The organism is Streptomyces rhizoryzae (assembly GCF_023155275.1).
GTDB lineage: Bacteria > Actinomycetota > Actinomycetes > Streptomycetales > Streptomycetaceae > Streptomyces > Streptomyces rhizoryzae.
In genome coordinates, this window is record NZ_JALMUV010000003.1 from 259,414 (window position 1) to 275,646 (window position 16,233).

Annotated in this window: 13 protein-coding genes and 3 pseudogenes; 9 read left to right on the top strand and 7 right to left on the bottom strand. The window is 73.9% G+C overall.

Going from position 1 to position 16,233, the window contains the following annotated elements; all coding sequences use genetic code 11:
• The first annotated feature begins 376 nt into the window (after positions 1-376).
• Genes MUU72_RS04645 through MUU72_RS35565 form a run of 3 tightly spaced genes read left to right on the top strand, consistent with a single transcriptional unit; the run spans position 377 to position 3,007 of the window.
• Positions 377-1,120 carry an ABC transporter ATP-binding protein gene (locus tag MUU72_RS04645; RefSeq protein WP_248011803.1) on the top strand — a complete coding sequence of 248 codons (744 nt, stop codon included), beginning with the start codon at positions 377-379 and terminating at the stop codon, positions 1,118-1,120.
• 4 nt (positions 1,121-1,124) lie between these two features.
• A complete protein-coding gene (locus MUU72_RS04650; RefSeq protein ID WP_248011804.1) occupies positions 1,125-2,402 on the top strand; it encodes a DUF7224 domain-containing protein in 1,278 nt (425 codons plus the stop codon).
• The gene (locus MUU72_RS35565; RefSeq protein ID WP_248011805.1) at positions 2,399-3,007 is read left to right on the top strand and encodes a hypothetical protein; all 609 of its coding nucleotides are present in this window, start codon (positions 2,399-2,401) and stop codon (positions 3,005-3,007) included. Before MUU72_RS04650 ends, MUU72_RS35565 begins: the two co-directional genes overlap by 4 nt.
• 28 nt (positions 3,008-3,035) lie before the next feature.
• Here the strand turns inward: MUU72_RS35565 and MUU72_RS35570 are convergent.
• Positions 3,036-3,284, bottom strand: a pseudogene (locus MUU72_RS35570) (maleylpyruvate isomerase family mycothiol-dependent enzyme); the annotation flags it as partial.
• A gap of 209 nt (positions 3,285-3,493) precedes the next feature.
• Here MUU72_RS35570 and MUU72_RS04665 point away from each other — a divergent pair.
• Complete coding sequence (locus tag MUU72_RS04665) at positions 3,494-4,174, top strand: YwqG family protein (RefSeq protein WP_248011806.1); 681 nt, start codon at positions 3,494-3,496, stop codon at positions 4,172-4,174.
• Between the two features lie 274 nt (positions 4,175-4,448).
• Positions 4,449-5,930 (top strand): erythromycin esterase family protein, encoded by a 1,482-nt coding sequence (locus MUU72_RS04670; RefSeq protein WP_248011807.1) that lies wholly within the window; start codon positions 4,449-4,451, stop codon positions 5,928-5,930.
• Between the two features lie 60 nt (positions 5,931-5,990).
• Here the strand turns inward: MUU72_RS04670 and MUU72_RS04675 are convergent, their stop codons facing one another.
• From MUU72_RS04675 to MUU72_RS04685, 3 genes are all read right to left on the bottom strand, one after another.
• Complete coding sequence (locus MUU72_RS04675) at positions 5,991-6,743, bottom strand: nucleotidyltransferase family protein (protein ID WP_248011808.1); 753 nt, start codon at positions 6,741-6,743, stop codon at positions 5,991-5,993.
• An 88-nt stretch (positions 6,744-6,831) separates the two neighbouring features.
• A complete protein-coding gene (locus MUU72_RS04680) occupies positions 6,832-7,017 on the bottom strand; it encodes a hypothetical protein (RefSeq protein ID WP_248011809.1) in 186 nt (61 codons plus the stop codon).
• A gap of 626 nt (positions 7,018-7,643) precedes the next feature.
• Positions 7,644-9,641: a protein kinase domain-containing protein gene (locus tag MUU72_RS04685; protein WP_248011810.1), complete on the bottom strand. Its 1,998-nt coding sequence runs from the start codon at positions 9,639-9,641 to the stop codon at positions 7,644-7,646.
• 482 nt (positions 9,642-10,123) lie between these two features.
• On the opposite strand from MUU72_RS04685, the pseudogene MUU72_RS35840 reads away from it, so the two are divergent.
• Together MUU72_RS35840 and MUU72_RS04695 are read left to right on the top strand one after the other, a co-directional pair.
• Positions 10,124-10,186: pseudogene (locus tag MUU72_RS35840) on the top strand (hypothetical protein); the annotation flags it as partial.
• 87 nt (positions 10,187-10,273) lie between these two features.
• A complete protein-coding gene (locus MUU72_RS04695; RefSeq protein ID WP_248011812.1) occupies positions 10,274-10,930 on the top strand; it encodes a hypothetical protein in 657 nt (218 codons plus the stop codon).
• 43 nt (positions 10,931-10,973) lie between these two features.
• Here MUU72_RS04695 and MUU72_RS04700 read toward each other — a convergent pair whose 3' ends face one another.
• The gene (locus MUU72_RS04700; protein WP_248011813.1) at positions 10,974-12,107 is read right to left on the bottom strand and encodes an HAD family hydrolase; all 1,134 of its coding nucleotides are present in this window, start codon (positions 12,105-12,107) and stop codon (positions 10,974-10,976) included.
• A gap of 902 nt (positions 12,108-13,009) precedes the next feature.
• On the bottom strand, positions 13,010-13,462 hold the full coding sequence (locus MUU72_RS04705; protein ID WP_248011814.1) for a MerR family transcriptional regulator: 453 nt from the start codon (positions 13,460-13,462) through the stop codon (positions 13,010-13,012).
• A gap of 55 nt (positions 13,463-13,517) precedes the next feature.
• Here MUU72_RS04705 and MUU72_RS04710 point away from each other — a divergent pair, with 55 nt between their 5' ends.
• Both MUU72_RS04710 and MUU72_RS04715 read left to right on the top strand, forming a co-directional pair.
• On the top strand, positions 13,518-14,570 hold the full coding sequence (locus MUU72_RS04710; protein WP_248011815.1) for an SDR family NAD(P)-dependent oxidoreductase: 1,053 nt from the start codon (positions 13,518-13,520) through the stop codon (positions 14,568-14,570).
• A 233-nt stretch (positions 14,571-14,803) separates the two neighbouring features.
• Positions 14,804-15,486, top strand: a pseudogene (locus MUU72_RS04715) (LLM class flavin-dependent oxidoreductase); the annotation flags it as partial.
• A gap of 80 nt (positions 15,487-15,566) precedes the next feature.
• On the opposite strand, the gene MUU72_RS04720 reads toward MUU72_RS04715, so the two are convergent.
• Positions 15,567-16,151: a hypothetical protein gene (locus tag MUU72_RS04720; protein ID WP_248011816.1), complete on the bottom strand. Its 585-nt coding sequence runs from the start codon at positions 16,149-16,151 to the stop codon at positions 15,567-15,569.
• Between the last annotated feature and the right edge of the window lie 82 nt (positions 16,152-16,233).

Consider the following 16,233-nt stretch of genomic DNA (forward strand, 5'->3'; position numbering starts at 1 on the left):
CAGCAGCACGCTGTCCTGGCCGGCACTACGCGGCAAAAGCGATCGGCTCGCACGGGAACTCCACAGCCACCAGGGCCGGTCCGCCCGGCGGGCCGAACAGGCACAGTCTGCCATCCGGCACCGCCACCCGGTCGGCCGGTCCGCTGCCGGCCACCGGGTCCGCGCCGCCCCGGCCGTCGTCGCGCACCCGCCGCCGCAACGCCGCCACCCTCGCCGGCACCCGCGAGGAGCCGGGTGGCCGGGAACAGCCGGGGCGGGAGGCGGTCCGGCACGATGAGCTGACAAGGCAACGATGGCATCGGACGAGGGCATCGGCGGGGGAGAGCGTCATCCTGCTCCCGGCCGTACCCCGGCCGCCTGGGGAAGCAAGGATGGCATGTCACTGCAATTCACCCAATGCACCTACCGATACGGACGGCAGGCGCCCGTTCTCGACCGGCTGGACCTCACCGTCGACCACCGGGCCACCGTGCTGCTCGGACCGAACGGCGCCGGAAAATCCACCCTCCTGGGTATCGCCGCCTCATGGATCCTCCCGGCTCAGGGATCGGTCACCTGGCGCGGTATCGACCCCGCCCGGGCGAAGACCCGGGCGGCGTACCGGAAGGCGGTGGGATGGCTCCCGCAACACGCCAAGCCGATGCCCGGCCTCACCGTGCGCGAAAACGTCGCCTACACAGGCTGGTTGAAGGGAATGAACCGCACCGATGCCTGGGCCGCGGCCAAGGACGCCCTCGCGCGCGTCGAGCTGGGCGGCCTCGCCGAGCGCAAGAGCCACCAGCTCTCCGGCGGGCAGCTGCGGCGGATGGGAATCGCCGGAACGCTCGTCCACCGCAGCGAGATCGTCCTGCTCGACGAACCCACCGCAGGACTCGACCCCTCGCAGCGCCACGTCTTCCGCGACCTGGCCGCCCAACTGGTGACCGACGTCCGGCTCGTCATCTCCACCCACCAGACCGAAGACCTCGACACGGCCTACGACCACGTGGTCCTCCTCGACCAGGGACGGGTCCGCTTCCACGGGGCCACCGAGGACTTCCTGCGCCTGGCCGGCCCGGACGCGCCCGCAGGCCGGCGTGCGGAAGCCGCCTATACCCGACTCATCGGCAAGGAGGCATGAGCCGATGCCGTGGCGCACCGTGCTGCGTACGTCCGCCGCGACCTGGCTCGCCCCCTTCCTGGTCGCCTTCGTCGTCCTGCTGCTCTCCGACGAGATCACCGCCCAGACCGTGCCGGGCTACTGGCCCAGCGCCATGGGATCAGCCAGTTCCGCCCTGCACTTCACCGCTCCCGCCTGCGCCACCGCCGGTGCCTGGGAAGGCGCCCGCTGCACCCGCGGTGGGGTGGCGCACCGGGCCCCCGCCCGCTCCGGCCTCGGCGTCGCGCTCCCCCTCCTGGTGCCGGTCCTCGCCCTGGGCGCGCTCGGCATGGCGGTTGCGTTGGCCGTGGCCCTCTCCGCAGGTCTCCCCGGTGCCGGGACGCCTCCGCTGGGCATGGTCCCGGTCTGGCTGGGCGTGCTGGCGGCCCACTCCCTGGCCGGGTTCCTGCTCGGCCGGCGGCTGCCGCGGGTGCTCAGCGCTCCGCTGGCCCTGGTCATCAGCTTCGTGGTGGCCGCGTACCCGGCGGCGATGGAGCCGTTGTGGATGCGCCACATGGTGGACGGCGGGATGAGCTCCTGCTGCTCGCTGAGCCAGACACCGGGCTGGCGCGCGGCCGCCAGCGCCTTCGTCCTGACACTCGGAGTGATCACGGCCGCCGCGGTGGCCCTGACCGCCCTGACCCGCCGCGTCCGCACCTGCCTGGTCTGCACGGCGGTGGCAGCCGGCCTGGCCGGCAGCGGCGGGCTCGCCTACGGACTGCCTGCCGACCCGGTCACCGCCCGGCCCACCGACGCGTTGGTGTGCGCGGGCGAGGCGCCGAGGGTGTGCCTGTGGCCGGAGGCCGAACGGCCCGCGATGGTCCGGGAGCACGCCGCCGACGCACAGCACCGCCTCCACCAGGCCGGCCTCCCCGTCCCGGCCGAACTGACCATGGCCGAGCGCCCCGGCCGCGGATCCGCGGTCCTCGGCTCCGGCAAGCACCTCACCCCCTACGGGGTGCGCGCCGCGGTCGGCGCCGCGCTGCTGCCGACCGGACCGCCGGCCTGCGCCGACAACCGGCAGCCCCCCGCCACGGCCCCCTACGCAGCGATGGCGGTCTGGCTCGCCCTGACCGCGGGCGCCGACCCCCAGGAGGCCGAGAGCCACTACGGGCCCGAGGCGGCCGCGGTCGCCGACCGGGTCCGGCGGGCCGCGCGCAGCGACCAGCTGGCCTGGTTCACCCAGAACCGGCGAGCCTTGACCGACTGCACCACCCGTCCCGCGCCGCCCCCCGCGCCCCGCGGACAGGAGGCCGCACGGTGATCTGGTGGCTCAAGGCCAGAAACGTTCCCACGGTGGCCGTGGTGACCCTCGCGGTGTACGGCATGGCCCTGGTGGCAGGGCAGGAAACCCTCCCGGTCCCGGCGCTCGTCGGCGGGTCCGGCGGGCTCCTGATCACCCACCTCCTCGCAGTCCTCCCCGTCGCACTGCTCCTCCACGGCATCGACCGCGGCGATGCCTTCGCCGAGGGCGTCGCCCTGCGCCATGCCGGACGCCGCACCGCGGCACTGTGCCTGGGGTTCGCCGCCCTTGCCGCCGTGCCGGCGGCCGCCCTCCACCTCTTCGGGGAGCGGCCCGAGGCGGTGGTGCTGGCCCGCAACTGCGTGGGGTCCCTCGGCTGCGCCCTCCTCGTCCGCACACTGCTCGGCCCCGGCATCGCCATGATCTGCGTCGCCGGCCTCCCGCTGGTCTGCGCCGCCGCGGGCCGCCGGCCGGGCGGTTCCGCCCAGCCCTGGGCCTGGCCGATCCACCGGGCCGCCTCCCTCCTCGGCCTCTCCGAAGCCGCCTTCCTGTTCGCCGCCGGCTGCGTACTGGCCCTGTGCCGCAGCCGCCCGCTCCGCAACCCCCTGGCCCGCGACCCCGAGTGAACTCCGGGGAGGCGCCCGGCGCGGCGAACGCGGTGGCGCACTCCCGTACGGAGCGGACGTACGCGCCGACCGGGTCGGTACCCAGGGCGTCGCGGTCCCGCAGGGCGACGTAGCTCAGGTTGCCGCGGGTCATGTGGTTGACCAGGTCCCGCACGTTCCACTCCGTGCAGGGCGTGGGCCGGGTCCACTGCTCGGGCCGTACCGCCCGCAGCCGGCGCTCGAACGCGGCCCCGGCGCGTACGTAATGGTCCAGGAGCACTTCGGGAGAGTCGGCCATGCCGCCAGGCTGGCCCGCTGCGGGTGGCGTATCCAGCGGCTGTCGGACGTCGCGTTCGCCGGCGGGCGGCCCACGGCGGCGCGGGCCGCCCGGCTGCACGGCCGCATCGCGGTGGGGGAGGGGAGCGGCCGGGGAGCCCCCTGGGGTGTCGGTGAGCGGCCGGACTTAGGGTGGGCGACAGGCGAACGGACGCGGGGAGGTGCGGGCGGATGCTGCCTGCGTACGAGATGGACGTCGGAACGGAGCCGCTGGCGGGGCCCGCGCGGAACTCGGTGGGCGGCTGGCCCTTCCTCGACGAGGGGCAGCCCTGGCCGGAGTGCTTCTGCGGTGAGCGCCTGGCGCTGTTCTTCCAACTCGACCTGCCGCCGGACCTGGGCCCGTTCGGCGGCGCCCACCTGCTGGTCTTCCACTGCCGTGCGCACAACGACGCCACCGACGCGCAGATGACGGCCGACGGCCGCCTGGTGCCCCGGTACTGGGACGCGCCGCAGCCGCCCTACCCGGCCCCGTTCTGGCGCGTGCTGCTCCAGCGCCGCGCGACCCTGCCGACGGCGGAGCCCGAACCCTCGGTGCGCGCCCTGCCGCTGACCTTGAGGCCCTTCGCGGACACCCCCGGCGAGAACGGGCTGGGGGCCCAGCGGTTCAAGGTGGGCGGTGCGCCGTCCTGGGCGCAGGAGCCCGAGTACTACCAGTGCGCGTGCGGTACGGACCTGGTGTACCTCTGCCAGGTGCCGGAAGGCATGGAATTCGCCGTCCACCCCGGCCAGCCGGAGCAGCCGTACAGCATCGGCGCGGACACCTACGGGCTGTTCCTCAGCAACGAGGTGTACCTGCTGGCGTGCCCCGCGCACTGCGACCCGGCCGCGGTGTGGCCGGTCAACCAGAACTGACCGGGCGGGCGATCCGGCCCCGGGAGCGCGGCGCGGGACCGCTCCCCGGGCCGTTGCCGGAAAACCCCGATGCGTGCCGGAGCCGCTCTTGCTAGTGTCACCGGCATGTTCTTCTGCACTGGCCAGAGCTGGTTCCGCAAGCCCCGCAACGCCGCCTAGCGGCAGGCTGCGACCAGCATTCCGACAGCTTCGCCGCACTCCGGTTCCCGCCGGTGCGGTACTCAACGCTGCCCGGCTCCGACGATGATGACGCCACACACCTCGGAGCACCTTCATGAACGACCAGAACCACCACCACACCCACCACCACACCGCTGATGCACCGCGCGCACCGCGGCAGGTGAGCGATCTGCGCGAGTTGCTTCCCTCGGCCGAACCGGCCCTGCCGGCCGCCCCCGCCGCCCTCACCCAGTGGGTCACCCGCCATGCCTCCCGGCTGGCCGGGCTCGGCACCGGAGCGGACCCCCAGGCACCGCTCACCGACCTGGAGCCGCTGCGCGACCTCGTCGGCGGCGCCCGCGTCGTCGCCCTCGGCGAAAGCTCCCACCAGATCCGCGAGTTCGGCCTGCTGCGCCACCGTATCCTGCGCTTCCTCGTCCAGGAACTGGGTTTCACCGTCTACGCCATGGAGTACGGGGCCGCCGAAGGCCGCGCGGTGGACGCCTGGGTCCAGGGCGGCCCCGGTGACATCGACGACCTGCTCGCCCCGCGGCACGGCGGGAGCGGGACCGGGGCCGACGGTACCGGCGGCGCGGACGAGGGCGCGGGCCCGGGGACGAGGGCCGGAGGACTGGGGCAGCCCGCCGAGTGCCGGGACACCCTGCGGTGGCTGCGGCGCCACAACGGCGCCGCCGCCCGGCCGGTGCGGTTCGTGGGGTGCGACATCCCCATGGCGGGCGGCTCGCTCGCGCCCGTACTGGAGCCGGTCGCCGCCTACTTGGCCACGGTGGACCCCGCGGCGTTGCGGTTCGTGGACACCGCCCGGGAGGTCGCCGGGCCGATCGCCGGCGGCACGGTCATGGTGCCCGCCTACGCCCGGCTCGGCCTGGACCCGGCCGTTCAGGACCGGCTCACCACGGCGCTCGCCCGGCTGCTGGCCCGGTTCACGGACCTGCGCGAGGTCTACACCGAGCGCAGCGGCCGGGCGGCCTACGAGACCGCGCTGTCGGACGTGCGCGCGGCAGCCACCACCGACCGGGCCCAGCGCGCCATGGCCGAGGCGCTCGCGGGCGCCCCCGACAGCCTCCAGTTCGCCGGGCGGGAACGCTATCTGGCGGACACCCTGCTGGAGTTCCTCCAGCGGTCCGGCTCCGGTACCCGCGTCGTCCTGGTCGGCCACAACGCCCACATCCAGCGCTCGGCCAACCAGGCCGACGGCCCCCTGGCGGTCACGACGATGGGCAACCTGCTCGCCAGGGCCCTGGGCACGGACTACGTACCGATCGCCCTGACCGGCAACGGCGGCGAGACGGTGGAGAACGTACCGGACCCGGACCACCCGCTCGGGATGCGCTGGGGCCGCGCCGCCACCCCGGAGGCCGCGCCGGACAGCGTCGAGGGGCTGTTCGCGGGCGTACCGGACGCGCCGGCCCTGGTGGGCGCACGGGCGTTGCGCGCCCACGCCCGCCGGCACGGCCTGCCGGAACCGGCCCGCACCCGGCTGGACACCGCGTTCATCGAGGTCCCCGCCCTGGAGGCGTTCGACGGGATCATCTGCGTCCCGGACACCACCGTCAGCGCCGACCTCGACCGGTGACGCGTCCGCGGCCCCTGCCCGGGCAGGGGCCGCGGAGGGCCGGGCTTGCGGAGCCGGTGATCAGTGGGCGGCGGAGGGCGCCGCGCGGAACTGGTCGGGCAGGGTCCGGCCGGAGTCCTGGAATTCCTTGGAGGCTTCCATGACGTCCTTGACGGTGTCGATGCCCCGCCAGTAGCCGGACAGCCGGTATCCGATCAGGCCGCCCTCGCGGGCGAGTTGGGGGAAAGTGCTGTCCTCGTGGTCGCCCTTGTCCGGCAGCAGGGGCACGACGTCCGGACGGAAGACATAGACGCCCGCGTTGATCCAGTAAGGGAGTTCCGGGGACTGGGTGAAGCCCCGAATGCAGTCGCCGTCGTCCAGGTCGGCGACGCCCCAATTCGAGCGGTACGGGGAGAGCGCCACCGTGACCGCTCCGTTTCGCCGCTCGTGGTATTCGGCGAGGTCGGCGAGGGAGAAATTGGTGATGACATCGCCGTTGAGGACGAAGAAGGCTTCGCCGGGATCGGCGAGAAGGCGGGCGGCGTATTTCAGGCCGCCACCGCGGCCGAGCGGTTCGTCCTCGACGGCATAGCGGATCTCCATGCCGAAACGCGATCCGTCACCGAGATATTCGGCGATCATCTCATGCCGGTAGCCGACGCTGACGGTCACGGAGGTGACCCCATGTCCGGAAAGCCATGCGATCTGGTGGCCGATGATCGGGGTTCCTGCCACCGGGACCATCGCTTTGGGCGCGCCGTCCGTATAGGGGCGCATACGGGTCGCCTGACCGCCTGCGAGGATCAGTGCCTGCGTTACCGGCAGTGTGGTCATGTACCTCGTCGCCTCCAGATTCCGGGGGTGCCCCGGCGGCACCCGTTCCGCGCATCCTCTCATCGCGCCGAGGCCGCGGGGACCGCACCTACGCGTGCGGGGCATTCCCGGTGGATTGCGGACCGCGCGGCCGCCGGAAGCAGCGGAAGGAGAAGTCGGCGGCCATCCGCTGTTTCCCCGGCATTCGGCCGGTGGACAACTGCCCGTCGTGGAGCGGGAGGAGAACGGGGGTGGGCGGGAAGGCGGGGTTGGCCGGCCGGTTGGGTAGGGTCATGGCCGATTCCCGCGGTCCGGGGCCGATTCCCTCGGTCAGGGGCGGGACGCCCAGCTCAGGCTGTGAGACCTGCCACTCCCGTCGGATGCGCCGCCGGGTGGAAAGGGTGCCCGGCCCGGCCGCACGGTGATGAGATTTTTCACCTTTCCGGTGCCCATGGTGACGATCAGGAGGGCGGATAGCCACGGGACTTCACCCGGCCGTGGGTGCCCCTGCACCGGTCGGCGGGCGGAAGGGTGTACGGGCCGCGAAGGCGAAGTGGTGCGCTTTCGACCCGACAATGTGGCCTTTTGGTGCGGGCGAAGCGGTAGCGGACGGCGACGGCTTCGTGGCCTTTGAGGGGTGCGCGCAGAGAGGGGCGTCGGTTCGGTAAGGGCGGCGGCGAAGGGCGGGTGGTGGACATCGCAAGGACGGGAATGCTGGTGCGTGCCGGAATGGCGACGGTTATACCGGGTTGGCTCGTTGTCGGTGGTATCGGTCGTATCGGTATCGGTTATCGGTGCCGGCATCGGCGTCTTGTCCGGGAGGCCGGGAGGCCGGGAGGCCGGGGCGCCGGGGCGCTCTCGTGGGCAGCCCTGCCCGTGCGCCGTCCCCGACGGGCCCGGCCCCCGCCCCCCGGCCTCCGCCTACCCGACCCGATGGAGTGCGGCGACCTGGTCCGCGGTCAGCGCCCGGTCGTACACCCGGACGTTCTTGATGCGGCCGGTGAAGTAGTCGACGGGGCGGCTGTCGAGGGTGGCGCGGCCGATGAGGAGGGGGCCCGGGGCGGTGGTGGGGTGGGTGTCGGCGGCGGTGGCCTGGAGGGCGCCGTCGATGTAGAGGCGGAGCCGGCCGGTCGCGGCGTCACAGACACCCACCAGATGCGTCCAGGTGTTCAGGACGGGCGGCTGGGTCGCCAGGGCGCGCACGCCCAGGCGGGAGAACGCCCACCGGCGGTCCGCACCCGAGTACTGGAGGTAGAAGGCGCTGCCACCGGTGGTGCCTTGACTGACGGCGGTGGCGAAGCCGTTGGCGCTGGTGAGGTACACCCACGCGGAGACCGTGAAGCTGTGCCCCGGGGTGGTGTCGAGCACCGCGTCGCGGGTGCTGATCTGGCTGCTGAGGCCGTTGAAGAGGGCTCCGCCGGCGGCTGCGGTGCCCCAGCGGACGTCGGACGCGGCACCGTCGTGGCTGCCGGCCGAATCCCGCGCGAGGGTGCCGGAGCGTTCGTCAAGTGGCCAGGAGGCGATGGGAGTCGGGTCGGCGGGGTGGGGTGGTGCGGAGCCCTGGGCGGTGTCGTCGGTGAAGGCCAGGGTCACGGGCACGGCCACCGCCGCGGCGGCCGCCGTCGCCGCCGCGGAGATCAGCAGCGTACGGCGGGCGGGGCGGCGCCGGGCCGCCGGGCCGGTCGGCTGCGAGGCCGCCGTCGCCGCCCCGGGCGGGGGAGTGGCGGCCAGGTGGGAATGGGCGGCGGGCGTCGGCCCCGCCCAGGAGCCGCCCGGTGCCTGAACCCCGGGCGCCGACCCCGGTACCGGCGCCACTGCCCCGCCGGCCGCCTGGTGGGCCGCTCCGCCGTACGGAACGGAGCCGGAGCTCTGGCCGGAGGTGAGGGCGTCCGGGCCGGAGGCGCCGTACGGATGGGAGGCACTGTGCGGATGGGAGGCGGCTTCCGGGCCGGAGGTGGCGTCCGGGCCGGAGGTGGCGTCCGGACCGGAGGTGGCGTCCGGACCAGGCGCCGGGCCGGATGCCGCACCGGAGCGTGGCGGCGGGGGCGGCGGCGTCCCGGGGGACGGCGCGGCAGCCGCCGGCGGGGCGCCGGACGGGGTCCGTACGGCCGTGGCCGCGGCCGCGCCGCACCGGGTGAGGAGTTCGCGCGGGGTGGGGCGCCGGGCCGGGTCCTTGGCCAGGCAGTCCGCGATCAGCGCGCGCAGCGCGGGGTCGGCGATCGTGTCGAGGTCGGGGGAGTCGTGCACGACCCGGTAGAGGAGGGACGCCACATGGCCGTTGCCGAACGGGTGGCCGCCGATCGCCGCGTACGCCAGCACCGTGCCGAGCGAGAAGACGTCGCTGGCCGGACCGATCTTCTCGCCGTTCACCTGCTCCGGCGACATGAACCCCGGTGAGCCGAGCGCATAGCCGGTCGCGGTGAACGACGTGCCCTCGGTCAGCCGGGCGATACCGAAGTCGATGACCCGCGGACCGTCCGCGGCGAGCAGCACGTTGGAGGGCTTGAGGTCGCGGTGGACGAGGTGGGCGCCGTGGATCGACAGCAGCGCCTCGGCGAGCCCGGCGGCCAGCGAGAACACCTGCTCCGTCGGCATCGGACCGCGTTCGGCGACGGCCTTCTCCAGGGACGGGCCGGGGATGTAGCTGGTGACCAGCCAGGGTTCGGCCGCGTCCGGGTCGGCGTCGATCACCGGCGCGGTGAACGCCCCGCTGACCGCGCGGGCGGCCCGCACCTCCCGGCGGAACCGGTCCCGGAAGCCCGGCTGGTCCACCAGCGCCGCGTGCACCACCTTCACCGCGACCTGCCGGCCACCCGGCGAGCGCCCGAGGAAGACCCGCCCCATCCCGCCGGCGCCCAGCCGCCCCAGCAGCTGGTACGCGCCGATGGAACGCGGGTCGTCCGGATCCAGCGCTGCCACAAACCCCTCCCGCGTCGTCGGCCCGGCCGGAACCGGCCGGGCGGTCTCCAGCATAGGGGGCGCGCCGCGTACCGCCCGGGGCGGTCCCGGCGGCGCCCCACCCCACCTGACGTGCCGTCATGAACAAAGCGGCGGATTGCCGACACGGGGGCATCCGGCTCGTCCGCATTGCGGCCGGCGTGCGGAGTTCGCGCCCGCGGCGAGGCGCTTCCGGACCGTGCCGAGGCGTTGCGGGACCGTGCCGCGGGGCGGCGGCAGGCCCGGAGCCGCCGCGCCCGGCGCCGGCCACCCGGCCGTGCCTACCGGGCGGCGGTGGACGTGAGGAAGTGCCCGATCTCGCGGGCCACGGCCTCCGGCTCGTCCAGCATCGAGAGCACATAGAATCACGGTGATGTGAGGGAACCCACCTGGTCGATCGGGGAGTTGGCCGCCCGCACGGGGCTGCCGGTGAAGACCGTCGCTACTACTCCGACCTCGGCCTGCTGCCCACCACCCGCAGCGCGGGCGGCCACCGCCGCTATCCGCACCGGGCACGGGAACGGCTGCTGCTGGTACGGCAGCTGCGCGCGCTGGGCCTCCCCCTCGCGGCCATCACCGACGTCGCGGCCGGCCACCGCGACCTCGCCGACGCGGTGGCCGAGCACCTCGCGGCCACCCGGACCCGGATCGCCGAACTGCGCTGGCGCGAGGCCGCGCTGCGGGCCCTGGACGGCGGCTCGGATCCCGAACGGCTGCGGCGCCTGCGCCTGCCGGCCCGGATCCAGCACCTGCCGACGGCCACCGCCGACTTCGCCCGCGCCTGGGAGCGGGTGCTGCCCGCCTCGGTGCCCCGCCGCCTGGCCGCCGCCATCCTCGACCAGGCCGTGCCCGAGCCGCCGGGCGCCCCCACTCCCGCAACCGTGCTGGCCTACGCCGAACTGCACGCCCTCGTGGCGGAACCGCAGTTCCTGGCCTACTGGGCCGCCCCGCACGTACGGGACAAGGCATCGCTCTACGCCGCCCTGCTCGACGCCTCGGAAGGCGCCGCGCCCGCGGTGGCCGCCGGGCGGGCGCCGCACGACTGCGCGGCACTGCGTGCGTTCACCGCTGCCTGCGCCCGGGCGCGCGGCACGGACGACACCCCCGGCTTCCGCGCCCGCATGGCCGCGGAGTTCCGCGGCACCGTCCCGCTGTTCCGCCGCTACCGGCAGCACGTGCGGACCGTCACCGCCGCGACCGGGCCCAGCCCGGGGACCCCCCACTGCTGGCTGGTGGAAGCCCTCATCGCGGAGCACGGCCCCAGGCCCTGACGCGCCCGGCCGGTCCCGGACCCCAGGACCGGCCGGGGCCCGCTCAGCCGATCTGCTCGGGCGTCACGGTCAGCCAGCGCTTGTCCGCCGTGACCGGCTGCCCCAGTTCCTTCTGGCGCCGGGCGTTGGCGCGCTTCATCGCGTCCAACTCCTTCATGGCGCTGTCCTTGCGGTTCACCCAGACCCGCACGCCGCCGTGCCGCACGTCGGTGGAGCGGAAGAGCATCGGCCCGTCGCTCTTGGGGGTGTCGCCCGCCACGAGGACCGGCCGCCGCCACGGGTCGATGTACGTGCTGATCGCCGCCGGTTTGCCCTCGTACCAGGTCAGCGGCGCCCACAGGGTCGGGGTCAGTTCCCGGTCGGCGAGTTCCGCCGGGTCGAAGCGGCCGGCCGCGATCTCCTTGCGGGCACTGGTGACGTCGCCCGTCGCGCGGTCCTTGAGCAGCATGGCGACGCCGATGACGTTCGCCGGCTTCACGTCGTACCCGTACTCGGGATCGCTCAGCACCATGCGCACCAGGTCCTCGGAGGCCGCGCTCACCACGTACACCTCGATGCCGTGCCGGCGCAGGGCCCGGTAGAGCTCCTGCATGCCCGGGGAGGGGCGGGGTGCCTGGACCTCGGTCCGGGTCGGCTTCCCGTTCGCGTAGTACTCCGCGGGGATCGGCTTGCGGTACGCCATCAGCTCGTCGACGTAGCCCTTGAGCTGCTTGAGGGTGAAGCCCGAGAAGATCTGCGCGGCCCAGGGGTAGCAGACCTGGTCGTCCACCTCGCACAGGCGGTTGTAGTAGCTGTAGAGGCTCTCCTTGTGGTCCGGGGTGTCCTTGAAGGGGATGACCTTCAGGGAGGAGTCCATGGTCGCGCGGGTCAGGACACCCTTGTTCTCCAGGAAGGGGAGCAGGGCCTCCTCCAGGTCGTTGCGGTACGTGGTGTTGTCCGCGTCGAAGACCGCGTAGCCGCCCTGGTGGTCGTGGTCCGCGAGGACCGTGCCGAGTTGCTCGGCCACGGGCGCGGGCCAGTGCTTCAGCTCCGCCGCGGCGGCGGCGGCCCGCGGCGCCGTCCCGGCCGCCCGGGCCTCGCCGGTCCCCGGCCACAGCGCGCTGCCCGCCAGGACCGCGGCGGCCAGCACGCCCGCCATCCCGAAGACCGCCGGCTTGCCTGTTACCCGTACTGCCATGGTTGTCCGTTCCGTGAGAGCCGTGCGCTGCCCGGTCCGCAGCGGCGCGCCATGGTACGAGGACGGGGGCGGCCTGCCCATGATCGATCTCACCGCCGCGGAGGGGTGTGAGGACCGGGAACCCGGGTAGCCCGGGCAGCCGAAGCCGACCGGGCGCCCGACGGCGACCGGTAGGACCGGCCGGTCCGGCCACCCGGGCGCCACGCCCCCCAACTCCCCTTCTGCGCCCCCCACCTGCTCCTCGGATACAACCCTTTGCGCGTGTGGTCGGTCCGGTAGTGCGGGTAGGGCCTGTTGCGCCAGTGGCCGGGAGTACGGGCGGTACCGGTTGCGCCGGAGGGCCCCGGAACTGCCGGAAGGCACCAGATGTGCCGGTGGTTCGACCGAACGGATCCGCTGCGGCGAACAGGCTCGACAGACTGATGCCACGGCAAGCCCGAACGGCCCGGCACACCGGCCAAGCCCGGTGAGGGCTCCGGGTCCGGCCCCGCCACCACGGGCGGCGCCACGCACCGGACCGGCGTCACACCGAACGGCGCCACCGGGGAAACCGCCGGCAAGGGCAGCCTGGCCGCAACCGGCTCGCCCTCCGCACTGCCCACGCTCGCCGTGGCGGCGGGCGTCGCCACGGCCGTGGGCGCGCTGCTCATCACCCGCCGCCGCACCTCCACTGCCGGTACCGGCAGCAACCGGGGCGACGCCACGCTGTAAGCACCTGCCCGCCCGGGAGCCGGGGGCCGGGGCAGGGCCCTGTTCGAGCAGCTTGGGCTACGGGGCCACGGCCTGCGCACGGGTCTGCACGCCGCCAACCACGGGACCCGCCGCTGGCTTCGGCACCAGGCGAGCCCTCGCAACGGCAATGCCCATGGCAGGGGGCGGGGGGTGAAGACCACCCTCCGCCCTCACTCTGCCCCTTCCCCTTCCGCTTCCCCTCGGGCCGTTGGATCCCACAGGCCGGCGGCCTCGCCGCGGGCCAGGTGCTCGGCGTAGACGCCAACCTTCCAGGCAATGACCGACCGGCACTCCTCCAGCGCCTGGATCTGCGCCTCGACGCGCCGTTGGTGCGTGTCGAGGAGGTGCAGGCGTTCGGCTTCGTTGCCCGCCCCCTGCCGCACCAACTCCGCGAACCGTTTGAGGTCGGTGAGCGGCATACCGGATTCCCGTAGCTTGACGCAGATCAGCAGCCAGTCGACATCGGCGGGGGCGTAGCGCCGCCGGCCGCCCGCGGTGCGCTGGACCGGGCCGATCAGCAGGCCCTCGCGCTCGTAGAAGCGCAACGCGTGCACGCTCAGGCCGGTCCGTTCGGCCACCTCGCCGATGCTCAGGGGCTCGGCACGGATCTCGGTAGTCGCCATGCCGCCCAGCCTAGGACTTGATCTAGACCTCGCTCTAGATCCTAGCGTGAGCGGCATGAACAGCCACGACGTGACCAGCAGTCACGTGACCAGCTCGCACCAGACCACCTCCCGCCTGACCAGCACTCATCCGGGCACTACTCCTGCTGGTCAGCGGCCGCTCGGCTCGCCCTTCTCCGCCACCAGCACCGCCGGGGACGTGCTGGGCGACCGCGACCTCACCGGCGTCACCGCCCTGGTGACCGGGGGCTCTTCCGGACTCGGCCTGGAAACCACCCGATGCCTGGCGGCGGCCGGGGCCCGGGTCATCGTTCCGGCCCGTCGGCCCGCGGTCGCCCAGGCCGCCCTCGACGGGCTGGAAGGCTGCCACATCATCCCCATGGACCTGGCAGACCTCGACTCCGTACGCCGCGCCGCCACCCGGATCCGCGACTCCCTCGGCACGCTCGACCTCCTCATGGCCCTCGCCGGCGTCATGGCCACCCCCGAACGACGCGTCGGACCCGGCTGGGAAAGCCAGTTCGCCGCCAATCACCTCGGCCACTTCGCCCTCGCCTGCGAGGTGTACCCGCTGCTGGCCGCCGCCGGCGGCGCACGCGTCGTCGTCAACAGCTCCGCCGGCCACACGCTGACCGACATCCGCTGGCACGACCCGCACTTCCGCACCGGCTACGACAAGTGGCTGGCGTACGGCCAGTCCAAGACCGCCAACGCGCTCTTCGCCGTGCACCTCGACGCCTTGGGACGCGAGGACGGCGTCCGTGCGTTCGCGCTCCACCCAGGCAAGATCATGACCGGGCTACAGAGGGAGATGACGCTCCAGGAGCAGATCGAACGTGGTTGGGTGGACGAGCACGGCAACGTCGTAGGCGCCGATTTCAAGACGCCCGCCCAAGGCGCCGCCACCGGTCTCTGGGCAGCCACCTCCCCCCTCCTCGACGGTCGCGGTGGGCTCTACCTGGAGGACTGCGACATCGCCCGCGTCTCGGCGCCGGAGGAACCCATGGACGAGGGCGGCGTCCGCGGGTACGCCATCGACCCGGACGCGGCCGCGCGCCTCTGGGACCTGTCCACAGCGGCAACCGGAGCGCCCCCCGTCGCTGGGTGAATTCCCGTTCGCGAAGGCCACGTTACGCGCCGTATGCACAGCCGAGAGGCACGGCGCACCAGGTAACCGCCCGCACCGCTCATCAGTGGCCCTGCCTGGGCCCGCCCGCCCGGAAAGCCGACGCACCGCACCCCGCAGCCGAGCACAGCCGGCGGACGGGGCACCCAGGGCCCAGGCAGCGCCGCACCCGGCATGCCCCCTGCACGCCTCCGGCAGGCCCGGGGAAATGACGTGCCCGCATCCGCGTGCAGACCGAGGTACTGCTCGCCCCGCTGCGCGACACCGCGCTGCTGGCCAAGCAGGCCGCCACGTTGGACCGGATGACCGGTGGCCGCCTCGTCCTCGGCCTCGGCATCGGAGGGCGGGACGATGACCACCGGGTCACCGGATTCGACAAGCGGACCCGCGGCCGCCGCCTGGACCGACAGATGGCGGTCATGCGCCGCCTGTGGTCCGGCGAGCCGTACGGCGACGCGGCGGGACCGATCGGCCCGGCACCCGCCCGGCCCGGCGGCCCCGAGGTGCTGTTCGGCGGCTTCCGGCCCGCCGCGCTCGAACGTGTCGCGCGCTGGGGCGACGGCTTCCTCGCCGCGGCTGCGCCTGACTGGGCCGGCGGCATGTCGAGACCGTCCGCACGTTCTGGCAGGAGTACGGCCGCGACGGCGAACCGCGCATGGTCGCGCAGGTCAACGTCGCACTCGGCCCGCAAGACGTGATCGACGACGCCCGGTCCGCCATGCACGCCTACTACGCCTTCACCGGCATGCCTGACCGGATGGTTGCCGGACTGCTCACCACACCCACCGGGATCCGCGACGCGATCGCCGGTTTCACCGACCTCGGCGCCGACGAGGTCATGCTCTACTGCTACGGCCTCGACCCCCACCAGGTGGACCGCCTCGCCGACCTCCTGTGACGCGAGGAACTCCTGTGCGCCACCACCCTCGTGGGCCCGCCGCCCGGCCGTTCCTCGTGGACGTGGCTGAACCGGGCCTCCTAGTGTCCGCCGCTCGGGGGCTTGCAGCCGGTGCCGTCCGGGTAGCCGCCGAAGGCATTCGCTTCGATGAAGTGGGCGTTCACTTTGCCTTCGATGCACAGTGGGGAGGCGTTGACGAGGAAGCCGACGCCGGGGTCGAGCGTGGACACCTCCACCCCGGCGGCCGGGTAGCCGAGGGCGGTGAGCGCGCGGCGCGTGCGGTCGGGATCGACGGGGTTCTGCGCCCGCAGGGGGTCGAGCGCGTGCTTGACGCGCTTGACGGCCGCGAGTCCGTCGCAGCGGCGTTGGCCGTGGAGCGGGAGGGGGTTCCGGAAGCCGTGGTTCTCGGCGTAGTGGTCGAGGGGCGGCCCGGCCGGTCCCGAGGTCTGGGCGGACGGTGACGGAGACGGGGCCGGCGTTTCTCCGGGGCAGGGGAAGTCCGCCGGCGTGCCCGGCCTGCTCGGTTGCACCGCTGCGGCGCGGGACGGGGTGCCGGCTGCGGAGTCCGCGCCCGGCCGTTGGGTACCACAGCCCGCGGCGAGCAGGGCCAGCGCGGCGACCGGCAGCACGCCGAGACGGACTCCGGTTCTCTTCCTCATGGACATGCCCCGATGATTCCTGCATTGCGGATACGCGGCATGAGTACTGCTACTCATGCGCCTGCCCGCCCGCCCGCCTTCGCCCGAG

Excerpts from the sequence above, each read along its gene's own strand:
- MUU72_RS04645 (WP_248011803.1), top strand. The coding sequence starts at position 377 with ATGTCACTGCAATTCACCCAATGCACCTACCGATACGGACGGCAGGCG.
- MUU72_RS04650 (WP_248011804.1), top strand. The coding sequence starts at position 1,125 with ATGCCGTGGCGCACCGTGCTGCGTACGTCCGCCGCGACCTGGCTCGCC.
- MUU72_RS04665 (WP_248011806.1), top strand. The coding sequence starts at position 3,494 with ATGCTGCCTGCGTACGAGATGGACGTCGGAACGGAGCCGCTGGCGGGG.
- MUU72_RS04670 (WP_248011807.1), top strand. The coding sequence starts at position 4,449 with ATGAACGACCAGAACCACCACCACACCCACCACCACACCGCTGATGCA.
- MUU72_RS04675 (WP_248011808.1), bottom strand. The coding sequence starts at position 6,743 with ATGACCACACTGCCGGTAACGCAGGCACTGATCCTCGCAGGCGGTCAG.
- MUU72_RS04680 (WP_248011809.1), bottom strand. The coding sequence starts at position 7,017 with ATGACCCTACCCAACCGGCCGGCCAACCCCGCCTTCCCGCCCACCCCC.
- MUU72_RS04700 (WP_248011813.1), bottom strand. The coding sequence starts at position 12,107 with ATGGCAGTACGGGTAACAGGCAAGCCGGCGGTCTTCGGGATGGCGGGC.
- MUU72_RS04705 (WP_248011814.1), bottom strand. The coding sequence starts at position 13,462 with ATGGCGACTACCGAGATCCGTGCCGAGCCCCTGAGCATCGGCGAGGTG.
- MUU72_RS04710 (WP_248011815.1), top strand. The coding sequence starts at position 13,518 with ATGAACAGCCACGACGTGACCAGCAGTCACGTGACCAGCTCGCACCAG.
- MUU72_RS04720 (WP_248011816.1), bottom strand. The coding sequence starts at position 16,151 with ATGTCCATGAGGAAGAGAACCGGAGTCCGTCTCGGCGTGCTGCCGGTC.